Raw genomic sequence first — 20,192 nt, forward strand, 5'->3', positions numbered from 1 at the left:
TTGAAATACAAAACGCCCGATGCGGTGCATCGGGCGTTGAAGTGAAACAGGTGTAAACCTATTTCAGGACTAGACAAAATAAATCCTCACCTTCTTTTACGATCAAAACGAGCTCGTTGAGCGATTAACCGAAGTGGAACAACATGAGTGCCGTTAAGGCCGGCAAAAGCAGCCCATTGGCTAATGTCGGTCAGTCGGGAGACTCAGGGCACGATGCTGATGCTTGACCTGTAGCAGCAGGCTTCGCCAGCTGCGGTGCGTGATACGGCTTAACTGATTGGCAACAACACTATGGTCCTCGATTCCGAAGCCCAGCCTAGCGCTGGGCTTTTTCATTAGGCCATTACGGGGGGGACTTCCGAAATTGCTGTAGGGCAAATGATGGAGGTGTGGGAAGCAACGCTGAAAAGCCGGGTGCTTGAGCGCTTCCATGGGGTTCAGCGCTTCACACGAAACACGTCCGGAGGGGGTATTCATTTCACACCATTAGGGTAGAAAATGAATCAAAGCGCAGCGTACCCGACGCAATCCGCCACCCGAAAGGACGAACGTTATGCAGGAGCTGACAATGCAACAGGCCGAACTGGAAAAGGTTCACGTGGAAATCGTCAAGCTGATGGCTGAGCAGCGCAAGCTGAACGCCGAGGCCGGCAAGATGACCCGTGAAACTTTCTGGTATCCGGTTGCCGTTGCGACTGGCCTGATCGGCACGGTGGCTGCGGTCACTGCGGTGTTGATCAAGCTTCTCTAAAAGCCCCTTGCCGGTTTCCCGGCAAGAGGCAGGGCTTTCACCGGCTCATTCGCCTTTGATGATCAGGCTGCCGTCGGCCATTGTCACCTCTCCTCTTGGTCGATTCCCGAGATGGGGTGCGAGCATCCCGCTTCCAGATGTCGATAGGTGTCGATATCTGTCAGGCAGAGCATTTTCCTGCCATCCCTGAGCTCAATCCAGAACGTCACGTCTGCATCAGCCCGGGCCATGGCGGTGTCTGTCACGGACCAGGTGGGGGCAATAGCCATCGCAGCGGCCAAGCCCATTCCGGCACAGCGTTGTGTCAGTGCGATCGGAGTTTGGTTTATGACGTTAATGTGTTTGATATCGGTAACCGGGACACTGATACCTGGCCACGGATAGAGTGCTGTCTCGATACTGACAACACCGGAGTCGTACGCCCCCACTCCATGAAGAAAATCACCAGCTAGAACTTTTATTTTAGCCATGTGGAAATCCTCCCGACATCTGTTGCATCAGGGGCTATTGATGTTATGTGATGACCGCGACGCTGCCCATTTGATGCAGGGCATCGCAACCCGGTTCGCCACCAAACGTCAACACATCCAGAATATTCCACGCCCCCAAAAGGGGCGCGTCAACGACTCTGCGACGAAATACTGTTGAACTGATGTCGGAGAGGGAGATAGAAGTCCGTGAGGGCAAGGGCTGTCATCGGCTAATAACCGCCACCACCCATCCCACCCATACTGCCGGATGGTTCTCTGGCCTTTTGTTGCACGTGACTCCATTCCGCGCACGTCATAAAACTCTTATGGTCGACTTTGCCTCGAGCATCGAAACTGACATTGAACGTGTGCTTTTGGCCGGCTTGCGTGAGCATGTAGTCAAAACAGGTGCCGGGCTCGACGGTGCGATCACTGATTGATAAGGGTTTGCCGCCGATTTGCTGGACTTGATCCTTGCTCATGCCCATTTCTACCTTTGCGACCAGCGGTTGCTCTCGATAGACCGATGTCTCGGAGCTGCATCCAGCCACCGCGGACAGCACGACGACCAGTGCGAATAGATGGGTGTTCATGACTGGGCTCCCGAAAGTGAGTGTCGTGAAAAAACTCTTGGGTGCATCAATAAAAGTAAAGTCGAGTTCGGTGGTGTACGCCAAATATCCTCAAGGCTGGGGCATTGGCGTGCAAGGGAAGGGCAGATAACAGGAAACCCACGCGTGGCGGGGTTTGCGAAAAGAAGCAGAGCGATTTTCAGAAACGCTTGAAAACGTTCCTTTTCGATAGGTTTGTTCTCAATAATGCAACAGTGCGTTCCCTTAATTACGCTGGATGTATACCCGGCCTCGCGTTACATTTGCCACATTTTATTGCAGAGAATAATTATGCGAATTTTGATAGGTGCGCTTGCTGTTGCAGCGTTGGCGGGGTGCTCTTTGCCGGCCTCCTTGGTTCCGGGAGAACCAAATGTCAGCGAGATCACTGCCAAGGTTCCCAAGGATTACGCCCAGTGCGTTCTGCCGGCCTGGCAGCGCGAGATTCCTAAAACCACCCAGACCTCGATTTCAAACGGCTACAGGATTACTGCGCCAAGCATTGTGACGGCCGATGAGACGCTGGATATCGTGAAGTACAAGAATGGGAGCCGCATATCGCTGTATCAAGGCCCGCCGTGGGCCAAATCCCGCGCTCTGATGAAGTCGGTGCACGACTGTTTGTAATTCCTGCCTGATGAATTGACGTTGGAATGATGCCGGATGCGCGCACTGCTGCTTTGGCTGTCTGTTCTGGTCACGATTGTTTATTGATTGCCTGCGTGCCAAAAAGCCGGGTCGAAGGGGGATGACCTGATGTCGTCCCCCTCAATAAACTCATAGATGCAACCACGCCAGCGAACCCAGCACGACGCTAATGCCAGCGGCACTGTACGCGACCCGTTTCAGCCACTCCTTACGCGTCAACAAAGTGATCGCTGCCAGCGAAATGGCAATCTGAATCGCCGTCATTGCCTGTGCCCAACGGTGATGCTGATGCAATACCAATTCTGATTTTTCATCCCACTCGCGAGCTTCTGCTTCGAGGGCTTCCGCTTTCTTGCGCACTTCTTCTTTTTCGGTTTTGTAGCGTTGCGCTTCGGCGGTGTAGTGCGCGGCATCGAGGCCGGGGATGTGAATCGCCAGTTCAGAGAGGTTTTGTCGGCTGGATTTCGCCTGGTAGTAATTCCACTCGTTGGAGGCTTCGGTTTTCTTGATGGCGGCGTTGTTCTTGTCCATGGCCGCTTCGCTTTCCGTGGAGCCCGCCTGGTAGCTGAGCATGGCACCGATGGTTGCCATGATCGCCGTCATCACCGCTATCTTGCTGGCGAAACTGTCCCCGCGGGCCTGGGCGTGTTCGGTCGCGTGTTCCAGATGCTTTTCGTGGGGGCTGGGGACTTCGAAGTCTTCAGTCATGGCTGTGAGTCTGCAGGAGTGAATAGGTATCAAATTGTAACTGGACTGGATGCCTAAGGCGCTATCTCAATCATCCTGCCCATCCGGACTTGCATACCGCTGCAACCCTTCAACCAGCGCGTCGAAGGTCGCGCGGCATCGCGGGCTATTGCGCAAGTCTTCATGCATGGTGACCCAGGTGTCCAATCCCAGCGAAAACGTCGTCGACAGCACGCGTTGCAATGCTGCATCACGCTTGGCCAGCGGAACCTGGCAGAAGCCGATACCGGCCCCCGCGCGTATCAATGCCAGCTGCGCCAGATCGCTGTCGCTGCTCAGTGAGAAGAGCTGGCGGTCAATGCCTTTGATGGACTTGGTGATATTGCGGATAAAGGCGTTCGGCTGGTCGTAGCCGATGATCGAATGGCCGGCCAGTTCGTTGAGGTCGCGCGGCATGCCATGTTGGTTCAAGTACTCGGCACGCGCATGTAGCCCAAGTTCGATTTTACCGATCCGACGTGCCACCAGCTGCTCTTGGCGGGGGCGCATCATGCGCACGGCGATGTCGGCTTCGAGCTGCAAGAGATCGACCACGCGGTTAGTCAGTACGAGTTCTACTTTTAACGCCGGGTGTTGTTGGCGAAGCCGGGTGATGATGGGTGGCAATACTTCGACGCCAATCACGTCGCTGGCTGAAATACGGACAATCCCGTGTACAGCCGCGCCTTGACTTGAGGCGGCTCGCTCAATCGAGGCCGCTGTACTTTCCATGGTTTGTGCGTGGGCGCGCAGGGTCAGTGCCACTTCGGTGGGCATCAGCCCTGTTTGTGATCGTGTAAACAAAACGACATCCAGCGCTTTTTCGAGCGCGGCGATGTGCCGGCCGACCGTTGGCTGTGTGATGCCGAGCAAGCGCGCCGCGCCCGACAGCGATCCTTCATTGAGTACGCCCAGGAAGGATCGATAGAGCTCCCAACCAATATTCGATGCCATGCATAAATGTATAGCGTCCCACTGATCTTCTGCAATTTATCTATAGCGCCCATTCGCTCAGGATCAAGCCCTCTATAACCTTGAGGCGTCAGGCATGAACGGCAATAAAGTGCTGGTACTGGGAGCGACAGGAGGGATTGGCGGGGAAGTGGCACGTCAATTGAAAGACGCCGGTTGGGAGGTGTGCGCGCTAACACGTCATCTCGAAAAAGCTGTCGATCAACAAGTGGACATCACGTGGTTACGCGGTGATGCGCTGAATCGGCAGGAGGTTATCGAGGCCGCGAAAGGCTGCTCGGTGATTGTGCATGCGGTCAATCCGCCGGGCTATCGTCGATGGCCGGAGCTGGTGTTGCCGATGCTCGACAACACCATCGCTGCGGCCGTGGTCGAGGGTGCAACCATTGTGCTGCCCGGTACGGTTTATAACTTTGGCCCTGATGCTTTTCCGGTATTGCATGAAGACTCACCACAGCAGCCGCTTACCCGAAAAGGCGCTATTCGGGTGGAGATGGAGCAGCGCTTGCGCAAGGCTGCTGACAAGGGGGCTCGTGCGTTGATCGTTCGCGCCGGAGATTTTTTCGGGCCGCGAGCCGGTAACAACTGGTTTTCCATGGGCTTGATCAAGCCGGGGAGACCCGTCAACGCAGTGAGTTATCCAGGTGAGCAGGGCGTTGCTCACCAGTGGGCCTATCTGCCTGACGTTGCGCGGAGCATGGTCGAGTTGCTGGAGCGCCGCACCACTCTCCAAGCCTTCGAAAGATTTCATATGGCTGGTCATCTGGATACCGACGGTACTCGAATGAGCCGTGCTATCCAGCGTGTTGTTTATCGGCACGCAGGCATGGAGCCGCGTGTGACAGCGTTCCCGTGGTGGTTGCTGACACTGGCTTCGCCTTTTGTCGTGACCTTCCGTGAAATGCTGGAAATGCGTTATTTGTGGCGCACGCCAGTGCAAATGGACAATGCGCGATTGATCGAGGTGCTGGGTCGCGAGCCGCATACGCCGTTGGATGAGGCTGTCGAAGCGGCGTTGCTAGGCATGGGGTGTATCCGTCGAGACGGCTTGGCGACTTTTTCCTGATGCAAGAACACTAACAGGTGTCTTCATTGGCGGTCACTGACCGACTTGAGTTTCGCAGACAAAGTAATTGCTCTTTCGATTCTTGGCGGTGAGATCGATCGTCAGCTTTTTGGCTGCAGCCATGCATTGTTTGTAAGCATCAGCGTGTACCCAGTGTTCCACGGGTATCACCTGGCAGTCAGTGCGGGAGGCGTCAGTGCATAGGTACAGCAGCAAAAATACCGTCATACAACCTCCTGTGCACCCAACATCAAAACCGCGGGTTGAACTTAGTCCTTAGTATGTATGTCTCTCCAGCTTCAGCCAGCAGCATGGCTGACACTCAGTCAATAAAGGAATGCCACGTGATCATAACCACCACCCAATCCATCGAAGGCCGTCAGATCGCAGCCTACCTGGACATTGTCAGCGCCGAATCGGTGCAGGGCATCAACGTTGTGCGGGATATGTTCGCCGGAATGCGGGATTTCTTCGGCGGGCGTTCCCAGACATTGGAAAGGGCGTTGCAGGAGGCGCGAGCCCAGGCAACGGATGAGCTCAAGGAGCGTGCGCAGAGTCTTCGGGCGGATGCGGTGGTCGGGGTGGACTTCGAGATCAGTATGCCCTCGGGCAGGGGCAGCATGCTGGTGGTGTTTGTGACCGGAACGGCGGTGACGCTCAAATAGGCTGATTGACGTTTTATCTGTCAGAAACAGGTAGAGGAAGTCAGAGGCTTTTCCTGGCCGTTCGTCGGGTGTTGCGCATTTGAATCATTGGTCTGGGAATGACCGGCTAGTCTCAGAAACCTTGGAGGTCGGTATTTTTTTAGGCAATCAATTGCTTGCCGGTATCGATCTGTCTGGAGGGACTGATAGATGAGCATTCCTTACATTGAAGATGATGGCGCTGAGTATCCGGTCAACAATTGTGTGCAATGTGGCCAGACGGATTATGTGGCGGGGTTTGGTGAAACACCGACCAAACCGGGCAAGGCCAGGCTGCCTGCGGTGACAAAAAACACCACAAAGCCGTTCATGCCCAAGGTCTCCGTGCCTGTACGCAAGTAATTGAAAATTAGACTGACCCCGCCATTGAGCGGGGTTTTTTTTTGAGTGGTGTCTGAGCGTGTGGCGTGGTGCAGGAGGTTAGTGGGAGCTTGTGACGTGTCATGCGCGGTATCAACATTATTGATTTTCGGGCGTTTCTTTCACGCTTCTTTCACAAGCATATCCGTAGGCTCAACTCATCCGTTAAAAAGCAATTCCATTAGCCCGTCTCCCCAGCGGGCTTTTTTTTTGCCTGCGATAAAACTCTTTGCGTATAAACTGTCCAACCCTCGCGCTCATGAGGGTTGGGCCGGTTCTTTGACTGAACCGACGGCCCTTTTTAGCATCCGGTTTTTTACTAATCAGTACCCTTTTTGAGGTTCATGTCATGCGTTTAACTTTGCCTGCTCTGGTTCTGGGTCTTCTGGTCGCTCAAGGCGCAATGGCCGGTGATGGCAGCGCAGCGCTCGGCGGCGGCTTGGGTGGTGCGCTGGGTAATGTGGTTGGTCAGAAGCTTGGTGGCAGCACCGGCGCGGCGATCGGTGCAGGCGTTGCAGGCGCTGCAGGCAGTGCTGCCGGCGCGAAAAAGGGCCATCGCGCTAAAGCAGCAATCGGCGGTGGTGTAGGCGCAGCGGGTGGTTCGGTCATCGGCAACTCGCTGGGCGGCAAGACCGGTTCCGCCATTGGTGCTGGCCTTGGTGGCGCAGCCGGCGGCGCGCTCATGGGCAAGTAAGCGCACTGGTTCCAGCGATACGATTTGAAAAAGCCCGGCTGATTGCCGGGCTTTTTCGTTTTGGGTGACTCGGGCCCTGGCGCCCCATGCTAGTGCGCTACCTGAATCCAGAGCCTGCAATGACCCGGACTTCACAACTCCAGCTGATCAGCCCTGATCCCGAACGCCATGGCGATCTTTTCCCGAGTGGCTCGGCGCGGTTTGTTTACCGCCTCCTGCTGGGCGAACGCAGGTTGTGAAATCCCCATTCGCTTTGCCACTTCTTCCTGCGTCAGGTTCAAGTGTTCGCGCCAGGCGCGGATTGGGGTGGCACCGTCGACAATACGGCTGACCACCTGATGAGGAATCAGCTCGGTGCCGCCGTGTTGAGCGACATACTGCTGGTAGGGGATGACCACAAAGGCCGGCTCACCGTCCGGGCCGTTGATGATTTGTATGTCAGTAGGTGCGTTCGTCACGTTTTTTGACCTCTTGAATGCTGACCACCTGGACCGAGCCGTCCCAGTCAAACAGAACCCGGTAGTTACCGACTCTCAGGCGATACCCGCAATTGTGCAGGGCCAGCGCCTTGACGTTGATTGCGTCGGGCATGCGCTCCAACTGCGTTACGGCATCGCGGATTTGCACCCGGTGCTCCGTGTGTACCCTGAGCAGTTGCTTTACGGCTTTGCGGGTCCAGTAGATTTCGTTCATGAGAGCTTAATAAGTCTTCCATAAGTTATGCAATGATTTTCTTATATTTCTATAAGTGACCGTGCGGCGCTTTCCTTGCGCTCACTACACACCCTAGGCCGTGATCTGAGGGGGAGGTGCGGCAAACAGTTGCCGCATGTGAGCCGCGCTCGTTATGCTGCCGGGCCCTTTGGTCGATCCTTTTTTCGGTCGATCAAGGCACTGGCCGTACCTGAGCCGCTTCCCGGAATGTTGTGTTGATAACGGATCAGATGCGATGAATGCACCGCTCGACTTCGGCCCGATCAAGGCCGTGATTTTCGATATGGATGGTCTGCTGCTCGATACCGAGGGTATCTACACCGAGGTCACGCAAATCATTGCTGAACGCTATGGCCGAACCTTCGACTGGCACATCAAGCAGAACATCATCGGCCGCGGTGCTGGCGATCTGGCGCGCTATGTCGTCGAGGCGCTGGAGCTGCCGATCAGCGCCGAAGAGTTTCTGCTGATCCGCGAGCCGTTGATGCGTGAACGTTTCCCGCGTGCGCTGGCGATGCCGGGCGCGCGGGAGCTGGTTCAGCATTTGAAGGCGAACAATATTCCGATTGCCGTGGGCACCAGCTCTTCGAGTCAGTCATTCGGGCAGAAAACCACGTTGCATGGCGATTGGTTTGCGCTGTTCGACACCATTGTGACCGCTGATGATCCTGAGGTCGGCGCGGCCAAGCCAGCGCCGGATATTTTCCTCATCGCTGCGCAACGCTTGGGGGTGGCACCGCGCGATTGCCTGGTGTTTGAAGACTCGCCGTTTGGCGTCACCGCAGCAAAAGCGGCGGGGATGACTGCGATTGCGGTGCCGGATGCGGCCATGGCTGACGAAAAATATGCGCATGCCGACAGCATTCTTCGTACGTTGAAAGCGTTCCAGCCGCATGCCTATGGTTTGCCGACACTCGAGCAGGCGTAACGGGAAAACACTGGACAACAAAACGCCGGGCAACCTGATCAAGGGTGCCCGGCGTTTTTTTACGCTGCAAAAAAGCTGAATCAGGCGCCAAAACCACCGTCGATGCTCAGGCTGGCACCGGTGATGTAGCCGGCCTCCGGGCCGACCAGGTAAGCAACGAAACTGGCGATCTCGGCGGCGGTGCCATAACGACCAACAGCCATCAACGGGATCAGGCTCTCGGCGAACTCACCGTGGGCCGGGTTCATGTCGGTATCGACCGGGCCAGGCTGCACGTTATTGATGGTGATGCCGCGCGGGCCCAGGTCGCGGGACAGGCCTTTGGTCAGGCCGACCAGTGCTGCCTTGCTCATGGCGTAAGGGCCGCCACCGGCGAAGGGCATGCGGTCGGCGTTGGTGCTGCCGATGTTGATGATGCGACCGCCTGCGGTCATGTGTTTGGCCGCTTCTTGAGTCGCGATGAACACACTGCGTACGTTGATCGCCAGGGTTTGGTCGAAGTCTTCGAGTTTGAAGTCTTCCAGCGGGGCGACGGCCAGCACACCGGCGTTGTTGACCAGAATATCGAGGCGACCAAAGGTTTCGACGGTGCTGTTGACGGCATTGCGAATGGCGGCCGCATCAGCGCTGTCGGCCTTGATGGCCAAAGCTTTACCGCCGGTAGCAGTGATGCTGTTTTGCAATTCTTCAGCCTTGGCAGCCGAGCTGACGTAAGTGAAGGCAACCGCTGCGCCTTCAGCGGCCAGGCGTTTGACGATGGCGGCGCCGATACCGCGGGAACCGCCCTGGATCAGAGCTACTTTACCGCTGAGGTTCTGAGTGGTCATGTCTATCTCCAAAGTCCCGAGGCGAAATGTCTCGGTTGATGGAGCCTAGTATCGATACTGGATTACCCCCTGTGTAGACGGTCATTGCTATAGTCTGTGTAAACCAGAAGTTTATAGTGGCGGCCATGGAAACCTTCAGCAGTATCGAATGCTTCGTGCGCAGCGCCGAGGTCGGCAGCTTCGCCGAAGCCGCGCGGCGCCTGAGCCTGACCCCCGCCGCGGTAGGCAAAAGTGTCGCCAAACTTGAGGCGCGCCTGGGTGTTCGGCTGTTTCAGCGCAGCACGCGCAGCCTGACGTTGACCGAAGCCGGTCAACTGTTTCTCGGCGAAGTCAGTGCCAGTCTGCACACCATTCAGAATGCGGTGGCCAATCTGGCCAGCGCTGAAGGGCGTCCGGCCGGGACGCTGAAAGTCAGCATGGGCACGGTGTTTGGACGGCTGTACATCGTGCCGCTGCTGGGTGAGTTTCTGCGGCGTTTTCCGGCGATCAATCCGGATTGGCATTTTGATAACCGCCAGGTCGATTTGATCGGCCAAGGCTTCGACGCAGCGATTGGTGGCGGTTTTGAACTGCCGCCAGGGGTAGTGGCGCGCAAGCTGACGCCGGCTCACCGGGTGTTGGTGGCATCCAGGGATTATCTGGCGCAGCGCGAGGCTATTCGTGAGCCGGATGATTTAAGTGACTGCGACGGGATTCTGATTCGTTCACCGCAGACCGGTCGCGTGCGTTCCTGGCAATTGACCAGCCGTCGTCAGGAGCACAGCCCGCTGAGCCTCAAGGCGCGGATGACCATGAGTGACTCCGAAGCGGCTTGCGCCACTGCGGCGCAAGGCTTGGGGATTGCGCTGGTGAGTATGCCGTTTGCGGTTGGCTACCTGAATGCCGGCACTTTGCAGCGCGTGCTGCCGGACTGGTACGTCGATGATGGCAATATCTCGATCTACTATGCCGAACACAAACTGTTGCCGGGGAAAACGCGGGCGTTCGTGGATTTCATTATCGAGCAGTTTGCCGAGCAGCAATTGGCGCAGCGGTTCAGCGCTGTTTGAGCTTGGCGCAGGACCGAGGTGCTGCCATCGCGGGCAAGCCTTGCTCCTACGAATTCGAGTCGAGCCACAATGATGTATTCGACACTGAACCTGTAGGAGCAAGGCTTGCCCGCGATGACGGACTGACATTCAACATTGATGTTGATCGTTACACCGCTATCGCGAGCAATCTCCCACAGGGGGATTTCGCAGGGCGGGGATCAGGCTTTCTGGATGATGTTGCCCGCGTGCAAGCCGCACTCTTTCTGCGTGGCTTCTTCCCACCACCAGCGACCTTCGCGCTCGTGCTGGTTTGGCAGTACCGGGCGGGTGCACGGTTCACAGCCAATGCTGATGAAGCCGCGTTCATGCAGGCTGTTGTACGGCAGCTCCAGCATGCGGATATAGCCCCAGATCTCTTCGCTGGTCATTTGTGCCAGCGGGTTGAATTTATACAGAGTGCGCTCAGGCGTCGAGAACGCGCTGTCGATTTCCAGTACGGCAACCTGGCTGCGGGTGCCCGGGCTCTGGTCGCGGCGCTGGCCGGTAGCCCAGGCGCTGACGGTGGACAGCTTGCGGCGCAGTGGTTCGATCTTGCGGATGCCGCAGCATTCGCCATGGCCATCCTTGTAGAAGCTGAACAGGCCTTTTTCTTTGACGAACGGTTCGAGCTTTGTATGGTCCGGGGAGACCAGTTCGATCTCGATCTTGTAGTGCTCGCGCACCTGATCGATGAAGCGATAGGTTTCCGGATGCAGGCGTCCGGTGTCGAGGCTGAAGACCTTGACGTTCTTGTTGATTTTCCAGGCCATGTCCACCAGCACCACGTCTTCGGCGCCGCTGAAGGAGATCCACAGGTCGTCCCCGAACTCGGCAAAGGCGAGTTTGAGAATGTCCTGGGCGGATTTGGTGGCATAGGTCGCGGCGAGTTCAGTAACGTCGAACGATGGGCTCATCAGGGCGGTTTCCTACAGGTCGGTGGCGCTAAGCGCTCTATATGGTGGCGATGGTAGCAAAATCCCGAAGCGACAGGGGCGCTCCTCTGCGTTGCGTCGGTCGGTATGTCTCGCTAGAGTTCGGCAGTCCTTTTGCTCGCTCAACTCAATAATCAGTACAAATGGGAGTGTCTTGTGGAAATTGCCTGTCTCGATCTGGAAGGTGTGTTGGTCCCGGAGATCTGGATCGCCTTTGCCGAAAAAACCGGGATTGAATCCCTCAAGGCAACCACCCGGGATATTCCCGATTACGACGTGCTGATGCAGCAGCGCCTGCGCATCCTCGACGAGCACGACCTGAAGCTGTCCGATATTCAGGAAGTGATCGCCACCCTGAAGCCACTCGACGGTGCCATCGAGTTCGTCAACTGGCTGCGCGAGCGCTTCCAGGTGGTGATTCTTTCTGACACGTTCTACGAGTTTTCCCAGCCGCTGATGCGTCAACTGGGCTTCCCGACCTTGCTCTGCCATCGTCTGATTACGGATGACACCGGTCGAGTGACGGGCTATCAACTGCGTCAGAAAGATCCCAAGCGTCAGTCGGTATTGTCCTTCAAGAGCCTCTATTATCGGGTGATCGCCGCCGGTGATTCGTACAACGACACCAGCATGCTGGGTGAGGCGGACGCCGGAATCCTGTTCCACGCACCAGACAACGTGATCCGCGAGTTCCCGCAGTTCCCGGCGGTGCATAGCTTCGCCGAGCTGAAGCAGGAGTTTCTCAAAGCTTCAAACCGTGATTTGAGTTTGTAAGTGAACTCTGTGGCGATGGAGCTTGCCCCCGCCGGCCGGTCCGCGCTCGGGCGTAGCAGTCGTAAACCAGTACACGCGAACTTTCTGAAGATTCGCGGCGTCAGGTTTTGGGGGCGCTCCGCTCCCCAGCGGGAGCAAGCTCCCTCGCCACAACAGCCATGCATCAGAGGCCTTGCAGGGTTTCGAGCAACACCTTCACCTTGGTGATGGACTCCTGATATTCGGCCTGCCAGTCTGAATCGGCGACGATCCCGCCGCCGCCCCAGCAGCAGACCTGGCCATCCTTGACCAGCAAGCTACGGATGGCGATCGAGCTGTCCATTTCCCCGCGTACGTCCAGATACAGTAACGAACCGCAGTACAAACCACGGCGGGTTGGTTCCAGCTCGTCGATGATTTGCATGGCGCGGATTTTCGGTGCGCCAGTGATCGAGCCACCGGGGAAGCTGCCGGCGATCAGGTCGAGGGCGTCTTTGTTGTCAGCCAATTCGCCGGTGACGCTGCTCACCAGGTGATGCACGTTCGGGTAGCTTTCCAGGCTGAACAACTCGGGCACACGCACCGAGCCAATGCGGCAAGTGCGGCCCAGATCGTTGCGCAACAGGTCGACGATCATCAGGTTTTCCGCGCGATCCTTGGGGCTGGCCAACAGTTCGGCAGCGTTGGCCGCATCTTCGGCGGCGTTCTGACCACGTGGGCGAGTGCCTTTGATCGGGCGGGTTTCCACGTGGCCTTCGCTGACTTTGACGAAACGCTCTGGCGACAGGCTCAGCACCGCGCCGCCGTCGGGCAGGCTCTGGAAGCCAGAGAACGGTGTTGGGCAAGCTGCCCGCAGCGCGCAATACGCGGTCCACGGATCGCCTTGGCATTGTGCGCGAAAGCGTTGTGCGAAGTTGACCTGATAGCAGTCGCCGGCCTGGATGTACTGCTGGATACGCACGAACGCCTGCTGATAGTCGCTGGCGCTGAGATCGGGGCTCATGGCGCCGCTCAGGGTGAACGGTTCGGTCGCTGCAGCGGCGGGCTGGCTGAACAGTTCGATCAGGCGCTGGCGCTCGGATTCGATCAGGTTGGGATGGAACACCAACTGACTGCTGCCGGTCAGGTGATCGCTGATCAACGCCCAGTCATACAGGCCGAAGCGCGCGTCGGGCAGTTGCAGGTCATCGTGAGCCTGGGAGGGCAGGGCCTCCAGGTGACGGCCGAAATCGTAACTGAGGTAGCCGATCAAGCCACCGGCGAAGGGTAATTCGTAGGGGGCCGGGATCGCTGCATTGCCGAGCCGGGCCAGCGTGTCGCGCAGGCGTTGCAGGAATGCGCCGCCACTTTCGTCAGGCGAAACCGCCAGTGTTGCCACTGGCCAGGCGCTGAGCACGTCATAGCGTCCGCGCTCGGCACTCGGTCGGCCACTGTCGAGCAGTACGCTGCCCGGGGCATGGCGAATCGCCGCGAAATACTCGGCGGGGTTGGCGCGATAGGGAAGCGGGTATACGGAGCAGGTCAACATGAGCGGGGCAGATCAGCCATCGAGGCGGGGGTGGCGATTGTAGTCCTCTGCGGGATTTGCTCCTAGAGGGGATGTCGGGAAGAGATACATCATGTGCGACTGCACAAACCCTGTGGCGAGGGAGCTTGCTCCCGCTGGGGCGGTCCGCGCTCGGGCGAAGCAGTCGTAAAACCGGCACATGTGTTCTGCTTGTAAGGTTGTGTTGTCGGGTTTTAGGGCCGCTTCGCGCCCCAGCGGGAGCAAGCTCCCTCACCACAAAGGCTTAGTCTTCGGCCGAGGGAATATTCCCGAACATGTGCTGAACAAACTCCACGCGCTCTTGCGGTGTTTCGGTAATCCCTCTGGCTTTCAGCTCTTCCAGGCGTGCCTCGACTGCATGAGTGCGCGTGGTCAACCCGCAATCATTGGCGATCTGAATGTTCAGCCCGGGCCGTGCGTTGAGTTCGAGAATCAGCGGACCTTTTTCCTGGTCCAGCACCATGTCGACACCGATGTAGCCCAGGCCACACAGCTCATAACAGCTGGCGGCGAGTTTCATGAAACCGTCCCAGTAGGGCAGTTGCACGCCATCTACCGCGTTGGTGGTGTCCGGGTGTTTGAGAATGAATTTGTTCAGCCAGGTGCCGCGCAAGGTCATGCCGGTGGCCAGGTCGACACCGACGCCGATAGCGCCCTGGTGCAGGTTGGCCTTGCCGCTGGATTGCCGGGTGGGCAAGCGCAGCATGGCCATCACCGGGTAACCCATCAGCACGATGATGCGGATGTCCGGCACGCCTTCATAACTGATGCTTTTGAAGATCTGGTCGGGAATCACCCGGTATTCGATCAGTGCGCGGTCGCGGTGACCGCCCAGGGAATACAGGCCGGTCAGAATGCTGGAGATCTGGTGCTCGATTTCTTCATGGCTGATGATCCTTCCGGAAACCGTGCGGTACTGGCCTTCGAAGCGGTCGGCGATCACCAGGATGCCGTCACCGCCGGCACCCTGTGCCGGTTTGATCACGAAGTCGCTATGGTTGCCGATGATCTCGCCGAGCTTTTCGATTTCTTTCTCGGTGGAGATCACGCCGTACATTTCCGGCACGTGAATGCCGGCCTTGATTGCGCGTTCCTTGGTGATGATCTTGTCATCGACAATCGGGTACAGGCTGCGCTTGTTGTACTTGAGTACGTAGTCAGCGTTGCGCCGATTGATGCCCATGATGCCTTGGGCGTGCAGGGCCTTCCAGGTCTTCCAGAAACCGAACATTACGAATCGGCCTTGACGAAGGCTTTGAAGCGCATCAGCTCGGTCAGGCGGTAGCCGCGATAGCGACCCATGGCCAGCATGAAGCCCACCAGGATCAACAGGATCGCCGGGAAGGTGAACACAAAATAAACCAGTTCCGGAATGCTCATGATCAGGTGTCCCAGAGAGGCGGCGAACAGCGTACCAATCGCGACTTTCAGCGCATGCCCGGCGCCACGTTCTTCCCAGGTGATCGACAGGCGTTCGATGGTCATGGTCAGGATCACCATCGGGAACAGCGCTACCGACAGCCCGCGCTCCAGCCCCAGTTTATGGCTGAACAGGCTGATGGCGGCAATCAGCACCACAACGAAGGTCAGCACCACCGACAGCCTCGGGAGCATTTGCAGCTTCAGGTGCTCAAGGTAGGAGCGCAACGAAAGCCCCAGTGCCGTGATCACTGTAAACAGCGTAATGCCGAAACCCAACCCGGTTTCGCGAAAGGCCAGGGCAACCAGCACCGGGGTAAAGGTGCCGAGGGTCTGCAAGCCGATCAGGTTGCGCAGGATCAGGATAACCAGCACGCCGATCGGGATCATCACCATGATCATGAAGGTTTGCTGGGTTTGCAGCGGCAAGCCGTACAGCGAGTAATCGAGGAAGCTGGCGTCGGTATTTTCGTCGGTCAGCTTGGCCAGGCGAATGGCGTTCATTTCGCTGTTGTTCAGGCTGAAGGTGACGTTGGCCTTCTTGCCGCCCTCGACGGTGATCAGGTTGTCATCGCCGGTCCACCACAGCAGGCGATCGGTGGGCAGGCCTTGCTCGCCGGTTTCCGGGTTGAAGTACAGCCAGTCGGTGCCGTTGAAGCTACGCAGCCAGAGCTCCGGGGTTTGCGGCTGATCGGCGACCAGGCGGATGGTGTGGACCTTTTCCAACGGTACGTGGGCGATGGACAGCAGCAGTTCGACGATTTTCGCTTTGTGCGCTGGTGACGGATCGCCGGCCAGCAGCAGTTTTGCATTGTCGTCATTGGAATTGTTGACGCGTTTGATCGCTTCGCCGATGAAGGTCTCGACGTCTGCCGAGTGCTGGCGAATCGGCGCGAGCAGGGCGTCGGCGGCGACTTTCTCCGGGCCTTCGACGGCGATGCTGTCGCGGAAGGTCGGGCCTTTGACTTTGGATTTTTCACCGGTGTAGCGCTTGGTCAGCACCAGGCGGTAGTAAAGCGTCTGGTTGCCCTTGGCCCGGCGTGCCGACCAGGTGACCTTGCGGTTGCCGTCGACGCGGTTCACTGCAACGCCATAGTTGTTGGAGATAAAGCTTTCATTGAGGCTGACGTAGTCGCGACTCAGCGGTGGCACGAACATCTGGATCTTGACCGGGTCCTTGGCACTGGCGACGAACTCGACCTTGGCGTCGATGTTCCACAAGTCGTCGGTGGCGTCTTCGGTCACCGGAATGCCCAGCACGAAAATCTGATAGGCCGTAACCGAAAGGCCCAGCACCACCAATAGGGTGATCAGGATTTTCAGGTGGAGGGTAAGGGAGCGCATGGGCATTACTCTGCGGTATGAGCGTCGGTGGCGCAGGCGGGTTTGCCAGCAGCGTATTTAAGACTCGGGTCGACCAGCGCATCAAAGCGTTTCAAGGCTTCGGAACCGATCAAGAGCGGGAATTGGAATGCACTTCGGTCGGTCAGGTTCACTTCTATGCTGCGCAACGCCGTGCCCATGCAGATATCCAGCTCGATCACCGGGCGAGCGGTGTACTGCTTGCCTTCCTCGGGATCGAAGTCGCCAGCGCGGCGTTTGATTTTGCTGACGCGTGCCAATGGGCGCTCGATCGGGTGCGAGTGGGCGGTGTCGATGGCCAGATAAAAGCGCACCCACGATTCGCCATTGCGTTTGAAGCGCTTGATGTCACGGGCACTGAGGGAGGCGGTTTTGGCCCCCGTGTCGAGTTTGGCCGCGACTTCCAGGTCGATTCCTGCCAACTGCGCGTATTCGTTGAGACCGTACACAGTCTTTTCACCCGCGATAGCGAGACCTGGCAGGCAGAGGAGTAAACAGATCAACAGGGTGAAGGGCTTGAGTCTCATAGATCCTGGCGCGGTGCCGTCCGTTCTTCAGTTCAAGGCGACTGGCATTGCTGCACAAGCTCCTTCTAGTGCCTGCCATAAAAAGATGACAGACAAATGCGGGCGGCATTCTAGCACGGTGGTTTTATGGCGCCAGCCGCGGGTCAGTCCTTTACTTAGGTTTTACTTAAGGCGTTTATTAGACGATTGTCGACAATAGTTCTTTTTCCTTTGACTGGTTGCGCGATATTGGTTAGTTTTTGGCGCATTGGCTTATGAGGTGTCGACAATATGCTGGATCAACTTGATCCCCCAGTGATGGCGTCAGACGATTCGGAAACCCTTTCCGAAAACGTCTTCCGACGCATTCAGGCGGCCATCGTCAAAGGCGAGATCGCCCCGGGCAGCAAGATTTCCGAGCCTGAACTGGCGCGCACTTACGGCATCAGCCGTGGGCCGTTGCGTGAGGCGATCCATCGTCTCGAAGGTCAGCGCCTGCTGGTCCGCGTCCCGCACGTAGGGGCGAGGGTGGTGTCGCTGAGTCACGCCGAACTGCTTGAGCTCTACGAAATTCGCGAGTCCCTGGAAGGCATGGCCTGTCGTCTGGCCGCCGAGCGCATGACCACCGAAGAAATCGACGAGTTGCGTCAGGTGCTGGAAACCCATGAGCGCGATGCGGCGTTTCAGGCAGGCGTCGGCTATTACCAGCAGGAAGGCGATTTCGACTTTCACTACCGAATCATTCAAGGCAGCGGCAACCGCACGCTGACGCAAATGCTCTGCGGCGAGCTGTATCAGCTGGTGCGCATGTACCGCATCCAGTTTTCCGCCACGCCCAATCGGCCGCGCCAGGCGTTTGCCGAGCACCACCGGATTCTCGATGCCATCGCCGACCGTGACGGTGAATTGGCCGAGTTGTTGATGCGTCGTCACATCGGCGCTTCAAAACGCAATATCGCCCGTCACTATCAGGACGGAGCCCATCAGACAGCCACTCCACGAGGTGAGTCATGAGTTCGAACAAGAGCACACCAGGCCAGCGTTTCCGCGATGCGGTTGCCAGCGAGCATCCTTTGCAAGTGGTCGGCACGATCAACGCCAACCATGCGCTGCTGGCCAAGCGCGCCGGTTTCAAGGCTATTTATCTGTCCGGTGGCGGGGTCGCTGCCGGTTCTCTCGGTGTGCCGGACCTGGGGATTACCGGGCTCGATGACGTGTTGACCGACGTACGCCGGATCACCGATGTCTGCGACCTGCCGCTGTTGGTGGACGTGGACACCGGTTTTGGTTCCTCGGCATTCAACGTCGCGCGCACCGTGAAGTCGATGATCAAGTTCGGTGCGGCAGCGATTCACATCGAAGACCAGGTCGGCGCCAAGCGCTGCGGTCACCGCCCGAATAAAGAGATCGTTTCCCAGCAGGAAATGGTCGACCGGATCAAGGCGGCAGTCGATGCGCGCACCGATGACAGCTTCGTGATCATGGCCCGCACCGACGCCCTGGCGGTGGAAGGTCTGGAGTCGGCACTGGATCGCGCCGCGGCGTGCATCGAAGCCGGCGCCGACATGGTGTTCCCGGAAGCTATCACCGAACTGGACATGTACAAGCTGTTCGCCAGCCGCGTCAAAGCGCCAATCCTGGCCAACATCACCGAGTTCGGCGCCACGCCGCTGTACACCACCGAACAGCTGAAAGCCGCCGATGTGTCGCTGGTGCTGTACCCGCTGTCGGCCTTTCGCGCGATGAACAAAGCAGCGGAAAACGTCTACACCGCGATCCGTCGCGACGGTACGCAACAGAACGTCATCGACACCATGCAGACCCGCATGGAGCTTTACGATCGCATCGATTACCACACCTTCGAGCAGAAGCTCGATGCGTTGTTTGCCCAGAAAAAGGGTTGATCGGCAATACTCGATTCATCGTTTAGATGTTGCAGATTCCCTAACAAATTCAAGATTGGAGACAGCAATGGCCGAAGCAAAAGTATTGAGTGGCGCCGGTCTGCGTGGCCAGGTGGCCGGGCAAACCGCATTGTCCACCGTAGGGCAAGAGGGCGCAGGCCTGACCTATCGCGGCTATGACGTTCGCGAACTGGCGGCCCAGGCGCATTTTGAAGAAGTGGCGTACATGCTGTTGTACGGCGAACTGCCGAACAAGGCGCAACTGGCCGCCTACATCAACAAACTGAGCAAGCTGCGTGACCTGCCGCAAGCCCTGAAGGAAGTGCTCGAACGCATCCCGGCCGACGCCCACCCGATGGACGTGATGCGCACCGGTTGCTCGTTCCTCGGCAACCTTGAGCCGGAGCATGACTTCTCCGAGCAACATGACAAAACCGACCGGCTGCTGGCCGCGTTCCCGGCGATCATGTGCTACTGGTATCGCTTCAGCCATGACGGCAAACGCATCAACTGCGTGACCGATGAAGAGTCGATTGGCGGGCACTTCCTGCACCTGCTGCACGACAAGAAGCCGAGCGAGCTGCACGTCAAGGTGATGAACGTTTCGCTGATCCTTTATGCGGAACACGAGTTCAACGCATCGACCTTCACCGCCCGCGTGTGCGCATCGACCTTGTCCGACCTGTTCTCCTGCGTTACCGCGGCCATCGGTTCCCTGCGCGGCCCGCTGCATGGCGGCGCCAACGAAGCGGCGATGGAAATGATCGAGCGCTTCGCGTCGCCGCAAGAGGCGATCAAAGGCACCCTCGAAATGCTTGCGCGCAAAGACAAGATCATGGGGTTTGGTCACGCGATCTACAAAGACAACGATCCGCGTAATGAAGTGATCAAGGGCTGGTCGAAAAAGCTCTCTGACGAAGTCGGCGACACCGTGTTGTTCCCGGTTTCCGAAGCCATCGACAAGACCATGTGGGAGCAGAAGAAACTGTTTCCCAACGCGGACTTCTACCATGCCTCGGCGTACCACTTCATGGGCATTCCGACCAAGCTGTTCACGCCGATTTTCGTCTGCTCGCGCCTGACCGGCTGGGCGGCGCATGTGTTCGAACAGCGTGCCAATAACCGCATCATCCGCCCGAGCGCCGAGTACGTCGGCGTCGAACAGCGCAAGTTCGTGCCAATCGAACAACGCTGACCGGTGGGTGCCGGCGCTGCTTGCTGGATGAACC

The 20,192-nt window shown here is 57.8% G+C and carries 25 protein-coding genes; 12 read left to right on the forward strand and 13 right to left on the reverse strand.

The window, feature by feature from the left end:
* The first annotated feature begins 568 nt into the window (after positions 1–568).
* Positions 569–751, forward strand: a complete 183-nt coding sequence (locus AC1RJ3_RS23500; RefSeq protein WP_081013684.1) for a hypothetical protein — start codon at positions 569–571, stop codon at positions 749–751.
* Positions 752–834: 83 nt separating this feature from the next.
* Here AC1RJ3_RS23500 and AC1RJ3_RS23505 read toward each other — a convergent pair whose 3' ends face one another.
* The gene (locus AC1RJ3_RS23505) at positions 835–1,221 is read right to left on the reverse strand and encodes a hypothetical protein (protein WP_347929410.1); all 387 of its coding nucleotides are present in this window, start codon (positions 1,219–1,221) and stop codon (positions 835–837) included.
* A gap of 230 nt (positions 1,222–1,451) precedes the next feature.
* Positions 1,452–1,814 carry an osmotically-inducible lipoprotein OsmE gene (gene osmE, locus AC1RJ3_RS23510; protein WP_347929411.1) on the reverse strand — a complete coding sequence of 121 codons (363 nt, stop codon included), beginning with the start codon at positions 1,812–1,814 and terminating at the stop codon, positions 1,452–1,454.
* Positions 1,815–2,123: 309 nt separating this feature from the next.
* On the opposite strand from osmE, the gene AC1RJ3_RS23515 reads away from it, so the two are divergent.
* Positions 2,124–2,459: a hypothetical protein gene (locus tag AC1RJ3_RS23515; RefSeq protein ID WP_493080783.1), complete on the forward strand. Its 336-nt coding sequence runs from the start codon at positions 2,124–2,126 to the stop codon at positions 2,457–2,459.
* Positions 2,460–2,609: 150 nt separating this feature from the next.
* Here AC1RJ3_RS23515 and AC1RJ3_RS23520 read toward each other — a convergent pair whose 3' ends face one another.
* Positions 2,610–3,188 carry a DUF4337 domain-containing protein gene (locus AC1RJ3_RS23520; protein WP_054593280.1) on the reverse strand — a complete coding sequence of 193 codons (579 nt, stop codon included), beginning with the start codon at positions 3,186–3,188 and terminating at the stop codon, positions 2,610–2,612.
* Between the two features lie 66 nt (positions 3,189–3,254).
* Entirely contained in the window at positions 3,255–4,160 is a 906-nt protein-coding gene (locus AC1RJ3_RS23525; RefSeq protein ID WP_347929413.1) for a LysR family transcriptional regulator, read from the reverse strand.
* Between the two features lie 94 nt (positions 4,161–4,254).
* Between AC1RJ3_RS23525 and AC1RJ3_RS23530 the strand changes: the two genes are divergently transcribed.
* Positions 4,255–5,244 (forward strand): SDR family oxidoreductase, encoded by a 990-nt coding sequence (locus AC1RJ3_RS23530; RefSeq protein ID WP_493080786.1) that lies wholly within the window; start codon positions 4,255–4,257, stop codon positions 5,242–5,244.
* Between the two features lie 33 nt (positions 5,245–5,277).
* Here the strand turns inward: AC1RJ3_RS23530 and AC1RJ3_RS23535 are convergent, their stop codons facing one another.
* On the reverse strand, positions 5,278–5,472 hold the full coding sequence (locus AC1RJ3_RS23535; protein WP_054593277.1) for a hypothetical protein: 195 nt from the start codon (positions 5,470–5,472) through the stop codon (positions 5,278–5,280).
* 116 nt (positions 5,473–5,588) lie between these two features.
* Here AC1RJ3_RS23535 and AC1RJ3_RS23540 point away from each other — a divergent pair, with 116 nt between their 5' ends.
* The 3 genes from AC1RJ3_RS23540 to AC1RJ3_RS23550 all read left to right on the forward strand — a co-directional run bounded on the left by AC1RJ3_RS23540 (position 5,589) and on the right by AC1RJ3_RS23550 (position 7,002).
* Positions 5,589–5,909: a YbjQ family protein gene (locus tag AC1RJ3_RS23540; protein ID WP_493080788.1), complete on the forward strand. Its 321-nt coding sequence runs from the start codon at positions 5,589–5,591 to the stop codon at positions 5,907–5,909.
* 189 nt (positions 5,910–6,098) lie between these two features.
* Complete coding sequence (locus tag AC1RJ3_RS23545; protein WP_493080790.1) at positions 6,099–6,290, forward strand: hypothetical protein; 192 nt, start codon at positions 6,099–6,101, stop codon at positions 6,288–6,290.
* 367 nt (positions 6,291–6,657) lie between these two features.
* Complete coding sequence (locus AC1RJ3_RS23550) at positions 6,658–7,002, forward strand: hypothetical protein (protein ID WP_054593274.1); 345 nt, start codon at positions 6,658–6,660, stop codon at positions 7,000–7,002.
* 131 nt (positions 7,003–7,133) lie between these two features.
* Here the strand turns inward: AC1RJ3_RS23550 and AC1RJ3_RS23555 are convergent, their stop codons facing one another.
* Together AC1RJ3_RS23555 and AC1RJ3_RS23560 are read right to left on the reverse strand one after the other, a co-directional pair.
* Entirely contained in the window at positions 7,134–7,460 is a 327-nt protein-coding gene (locus AC1RJ3_RS23555; RefSeq protein ID WP_019689429.1) for a helix-turn-helix domain-containing protein, read from the reverse strand.
* Positions 7,441–7,695 carry a type II toxin-antitoxin system RelE family toxin gene (locus AC1RJ3_RS23560; protein ID WP_103315387.1) on the reverse strand — a complete coding sequence of 85 codons (255 nt, stop codon included), beginning with the start codon at positions 7,693–7,695 and terminating at the stop codon, positions 7,441–7,443. The genes AC1RJ3_RS23555 and AC1RJ3_RS23560 overlap by 20 nt, the downstream gene beginning before the upstream one ends.
* 256 nt (positions 7,696–7,951) lie before the next feature.
* Here AC1RJ3_RS23560 and AC1RJ3_RS23565 point away from each other — a divergent pair, with 256 nt between their 5' ends.
* Positions 7,952–8,644, forward strand: coding sequence for an HAD-IA family hydrolase (locus AC1RJ3_RS23565; RefSeq protein WP_054593271.1), 693 nt, complete (start codon positions 7,952–7,954; stop codon positions 8,642–8,644).
* An 80-nt stretch (positions 8,645–8,724) separates the two neighbouring features.
* On the opposite strand, the gene AC1RJ3_RS23570 is transcribed toward AC1RJ3_RS23565, so the two are convergent.
* The gene (locus AC1RJ3_RS23570) at positions 8,725–9,471 is read right to left on the reverse strand and encodes a 3-oxoacyl-ACP reductase family protein (RefSeq protein WP_493080794.1); all 747 of its coding nucleotides are present in this window, start codon (positions 9,469–9,471) and stop codon (positions 8,725–8,727) included.
* Between the two features lie 125 nt (positions 9,472–9,596).
* Here AC1RJ3_RS23570 and AC1RJ3_RS23575 point away from each other — a divergent pair, with 125 nt between their 5' ends.
* Positions 9,597–10,520, forward strand: coding sequence for a LysR family transcriptional regulator (locus AC1RJ3_RS23575; protein ID WP_427540286.1), 924 nt, complete (start codon positions 9,597–9,599; stop codon positions 10,518–10,520).
* 200 nt (positions 10,521–10,720) lie between these two features.
* Here AC1RJ3_RS23575 and AC1RJ3_RS23580 read toward each other — a convergent pair whose 3' ends face one another.
* Positions 10,721–11,455: a phosphoadenylyl-sulfate reductase gene (locus AC1RJ3_RS23580; protein ID WP_054593268.1), complete on the reverse strand. Its 735-nt coding sequence runs from the start codon at positions 11,453–11,455 to the stop codon at positions 10,721–10,723.
* Positions 11,456–11,629: 174 nt separating this feature from the next.
* Here AC1RJ3_RS23580 and thrH point away from each other — a divergent pair, with 174 nt between their 5' ends.
* A complete protein-coding gene (gene thrH, locus AC1RJ3_RS23585; RefSeq protein ID WP_347929418.1) occupies positions 11,630–12,247 on the forward strand; it encodes a bifunctional phosphoserine phosphatase/homoserine phosphotransferase ThrH in 618 nt (205 codons plus the stop codon).
* A 163-nt stretch (positions 12,248–12,410) separates the two neighbouring features.
* Here the strand turns inward: thrH and pabB are convergent, their stop codons facing one another.
* The 4 genes from pabB to rloA all read right to left on the reverse strand — a co-directional run bounded on the left by pabB (position 12,411) and on the right by rloA (position 17,080).
* Positions 12,411–13,754, reverse strand: a complete 1,344-nt coding sequence (gene pabB, locus AC1RJ3_RS23590) for an aminodeoxychorismate synthase component I (RefSeq protein WP_347929419.1) — start codon at positions 13,752–13,754, stop codon at positions 12,411–12,413.
* Positions 13,755–14,016: 262 nt separating this feature from the next.
* Positions 14,017–15,003 carry an alpha-L-glutamate ligase-like protein gene (locus AC1RJ3_RS23595; protein WP_347929420.1) on the reverse strand — a complete coding sequence of 329 codons (987 nt, stop codon included), beginning with the start codon at positions 15,001–15,003 and terminating at the stop codon, positions 14,017–14,019.
* Positions 15,003–16,535, reverse strand: a complete 1,533-nt coding sequence (rloB, locus tag AC1RJ3_RS23600) for an osmotic stress tolerance membrane protein RloB (RefSeq protein WP_054593264.1) — start codon at positions 16,533–16,535, stop codon at positions 15,003–15,005. Before rloB ends, AC1RJ3_RS23595 begins: the two co-directional genes overlap by 1 nt.
* 5 nt (positions 16,536–16,540) lie before the next feature.
* Positions 16,541–17,080, reverse strand: a complete 540-nt coding sequence (gene rloA / locus AC1RJ3_RS23605) for a retropepsin-like aspartic peptidase RloA (protein WP_477766436.1) — start codon at positions 17,078–17,080, stop codon at positions 16,541–16,543.
* A 270-nt stretch (positions 17,081–17,350) separates the two neighbouring features.
* On the opposite strand from rloA, the gene AC1RJ3_RS23610 reads away from it, so the two are divergent.
* The 3 genes from AC1RJ3_RS23610 (at position 17,351) to prpC (ending at position 20,158) form a co-directional block, all read left to right on the forward strand.
* Complete coding sequence (locus AC1RJ3_RS23610; protein ID WP_019689463.1) at positions 17,351–18,073, forward strand: GntR family transcriptional regulator; 723 nt, start codon at positions 17,351–17,353, stop codon at positions 18,071–18,073.
* The gene (prpB, locus tag AC1RJ3_RS23615) at positions 18,070–18,963 is read left to right on the forward strand and encodes a methylisocitrate lyase (RefSeq protein WP_054593262.1); all 894 of its coding nucleotides are present in this window, start codon (positions 18,070–18,072) and stop codon (positions 18,961–18,963) included. Before AC1RJ3_RS23610 ends, prpB begins: the two co-directional genes overlap by 4 nt.
* 67 nt (positions 18,964–19,030) lie before the next feature.
* Positions 19,031–20,158: a bifunctional 2-methylcitrate synthase/citrate synthase gene (gene prpC / locus AC1RJ3_RS23620; protein ID WP_493080799.1), complete on the forward strand. Its 1,128-nt coding sequence runs from the start codon at positions 19,031–19,033 to the stop codon at positions 20,156–20,158.
* The last annotated feature ends 34 nt before the right edge of the window (positions 20,159–20,192 follow it).

The organism is Pseudomonas sp. GW822-FHT04C11, assembly GCF_058800905.1.